The sequence below is a fragment of the Actinomycetospora chlora genome (assembly GCF_039542135.1).
Classification (GTDB): Bacteria; Actinomycetota; Actinomycetes; order Mycobacteriales; family Pseudonocardiaceae; genus Actinomycetospora; species Actinomycetospora chlora.
Window position 1 is genome coordinate 25,135 of the sequence record NZ_BAABHO010000068.1, and the last position, 3,231, is coordinate 28,365.

A 3,231-nucleotide genomic window follows, 5' to 3' on the forward strand; every position below is an offset into this window, starting at 1 on the left:
GGGCTCGGCGGTGGGCTCGGCGGTGGGCTCGGCGGTGGGCTCGGCGGTGGGCTCGCCGGTCGGGGCGAGAGCCGCCGGCGTCTCGTCGGTCGCGGGTGTCGCCGGCTCGGCGGGCGCCGGCGGCGCCTCCGCGGCCTCGGGCGGCGACGTCGCCTGGGGGCCGGCGAGCCCCGGCTCGTCGAGCACGCCGGGGCCGGTGGCCGCGGTGTCGGGGACGTCGGGCGTGGTGGTGGGGCCGGTGGCCGGGGGCGCGTCGGCGGCGCCGGGCGGGGCCGTGCCCTGCGGGCCGCCGGCCTCCGGGCGTTCGGCCGGTTCCGGTGTGGGCTCCGGGCGAGGGGGGCTCAGCGTCGAGCCGCCGCTGCCGGCGCTGAAGTTGAACCCGCCGCCGGCCTGGTAGGTGCCCTTGGTCGGCTTCGCCGGCTCCTCGGTCTCGGGCTCGGCGAGCGAGACCTGCCGGCGTCGCCGCAGGTAGAGCCCGACGCCCAGGATGATCAGCAGCACGACGACGATCGCGACGACCACGATCGTCGCGATCAGCCCCGGCGGGAGCGTCCCGGTGCCGGGCGGTGCCGCGAGGACGGGCAGCTCCGGGGCGGTCGGGGACACGTCGAGCGGGGAGGTCAGGGCCGGGCTCGGGGACACGGCGCCAGTGTCCCAGCCGGGCACGGCGACGGCGCGCGGCCGGGTGGCCGGCCGAGTGGCGCGAGATCAGGGGCGCGGCATCCACCCGGCCGGCACGTCCGGCGTGCACCACGCGCTCCTGATCATCGTCGCCGGCCACGACGGGCGCCCCGCGCATGGTCGACACGCGTCGTCGCCTGCGGGACGTGCCGCTCGCTTCGATTCCGAGCGAGGGTGCCCCTCGCTCGGAATCGAGCCCTGCCGCGTTCCGGCGAGGGGCGCCCCTCGCTCGTCTAGCCGACCGAGGGCGCCCCTCGCTCGCGGAACGGGGGCGCGCTCAGGCGAGGAGCAGGGCCAGTACGAGGACGAGGAGCGCCAGGGCGGCGACGCCGGCGAGGAGCAGGAGCGCCGCGCAGAGGGCGGAGCCGGCGGTGCGCTGGCGGTCGGGGCCCAGCGACCCGGCCAGGCGGGGCAGGGCGGGCGCGCGGTAGAAGACCTCGACGGTGTTGCCCGCGGCGACGGGGACGGCGTCGGCGACCTGCCCCCAGGGGCGGCGACCGGTGCGCCCGGGCTCGACCTCGATCTCGACGAGGTGCCGGCCGGCGGGCAGGTCGATCGGCGTCCGGCCCCAGGCGAAGCGCCACGGCAGCCCGTCGACGCTCACCGCGACCTTCCGCGCCCCGAGGAAGGGGGTCAGCCGGCTGTAGGAGCTGTCCACGACGAGCCGCCCCTTGACCGACTCGAGCGTCGCCTCCGGGTCGTCGACGGGCCCGGGCGGGCGGATCACCGTGCGCAGCGGCACCAGCGGGCCGGACGGCGTGCCCGAGCCGGCACGGGCGTGCCGGCCCGTCGGGCGGGCGGGCGCGGGGATCACCGACGGCGGGACCGCGGGGAGGACACCGGCAGCGTGGGTCGAGGATGGTCGCACCGACGTCATCTCTGCTCCCCCCGGTCCTCGCAGCGCTCTGACCAGCACGGTAGAGCCGCCGCCCGCGACCCGGGAGGCCACGACAGCGTCGTCGTGGAGCCCGATCCGGGTCACGTTCGATACTCAGGGCAACGTAGCAGCACGCAGAGTGATCACGTTGGGGTGGTCTCGGCGAAGGGCCCCGGCGCGTCGGCCCCCCGGAGGCGCTGGGATATGACAGCGGTGATCCCGTCGCCGCGCATGCTCACGCCGTAGAGCGCGTCAGCGATCTCCATCGTCGGCTTCTGGTGGGTGATGATGACGAGCTGCGAGCTGCGCCGGAGCTCGGCGAACAGGCTGATGAGACGCCGCAGGTTGGCGTCGTCGAGCGCGGCCTCGACCTCGTCGAGCACGTAGAACGGCGACGGGCGCGCCCGGAAGATGGCCACGAGCATCGCCACGGCCGTCAGCGACTTCTCGCCGCCCGAGAGCAGCGAGAGCCGCTTGACCTTCTTGCCGGGCGGGCGCGCCTCCACCTCGACGCCGGTGGCGAGCAGGTCGTCCGGGTCGGTGAGCACCAGGCGCCCGTCGCCGCCGGGGAACAGGACGGGGAAGACGGCCTCGAACTCGCGGGCGACGTCGGCGAAGGCCGCGGCGAAGACCTCGAGGATCGTCGCGTCGACCTGCGAGACGACCTCCAGGAGGTCCTTGCGGCTGTTGCGGACGTCCTCGAGCTGGGTGGACAGGAATCGGTAGCGCTCCTCCAGCGCCGCGTACTCCTCCAGCGCCAGCGGGTTGACCTTGCCGAGCGTGCCCAGCTCCTTCTCGGCGCGCGCGGCCCGGCGCTCCTGGACGGCTCGGTCGTACGGCTCCGGCGGCGGCATCACCACCTGCTCGCCGCGCTCGCGGGCGGCCTCGACCTCGGCCACCTCCCCCGCGGGCGGCGGGATCGGCACGTCGGGTCCGTACTCGCCCACGAGGTCCTCGAGCCCGATCCCGAAGCGCTCGCCGATCGCGGACTCCATCTGCTGCAGCCGGGTGCGCTGCTCGGCGCGCACGACCTCGTCGCGGTGGACGGCGTCGGTGAGCCGCTCGAGCGTCGCCTGCAGCTCGCGCTGGCGTTCGCGGGCGGTGTCCAGCTCGCCGGTGCGCGCCTCGCGCACGGCGGCCGCGGCGTCGCGGGCCTCCGCGGCCCGGGCCAGCGAGCCCTCCAGGCGCGCCAGGGCGTCGCGGCCGTGGCGCACCGCCTCCTCGGTGAGCTCGGCGGCCCGCGCCCGGGTGGCCGCACGTTCCTGCGCCCGGGCGCGCTGCTCCCGCTCGGACTCGGCCCGGCGGCGCAGGCCCTCGGCGCGCCCCGTGACGGCGCGCAACCGCTCCTCGGCCGTGCGCAGGGCGAGCCGGGCGTCGACCTCGGCCGCCCGCTCCTGCGTCAGCGCCGCCGAGGCCCGGTCCCGCTCGGCGGCCAGGTCGGCCTCGACGGTGCCGGCGGCGTCGTCGGCGGCCTCGTCCTGGGCCATGGCGAGGCGCTCGGTGAGGTCGTCCAGCTGCACGCGCCGGTCGTCGCGGGTCTGCTCGACGGCGGCGCGACGGGCAGTCATCCGCTCGGCCTCGGCCTCCGCGGCCCGCACGGTCTCGCCCAGGCGCCCGAGGCGGCGGGCGGCGTCGGCGCGCTCGGCGGCGTCCGCGGCGTGCCGGGCGTCGGC

The 3,231-nt window shown here is 77.5% G+C and carries 2 protein-coding genes and 1 pseudogene; all 3 read right to left on the reverse strand.

Annotated features, from left to right (window positions below; all coding sequences use genetic code 11):
• Positions 1 to 642 (reverse strand): annotated as a pseudogene (locus ABD994_RS27860) (hypothetical protein); the annotation flags it as partial.
• Between the two features lie 316 nt (positions 643 to 958).
• Positions 959 to 1,558, reverse strand: coding sequence for a hypothetical protein (locus ABD994_RS27865; protein WP_345423648.1), 600 nt, complete (start codon positions 1,556 to 1,558; stop codon positions 959 to 961).
• 143 nt (positions 1,559 to 1,701) lie between these two features.
• A partial coding sequence (locus ABD994_RS27870; protein WP_345423651.1) for an AAA family ATPase occupies positions 1,702 to 3,231 on the reverse strand: 1,530 nt, incomplete at its 5' end.

Coding starts and splice junctions, on each gene's coding strand:
- ABD994_RS27865 (WP_345423648.1), bottom strand. CDS start 1,558: ATGACGTCGGTGCGACCATCCTCGACCCACGCTGCCGGTGTCCTCCCC.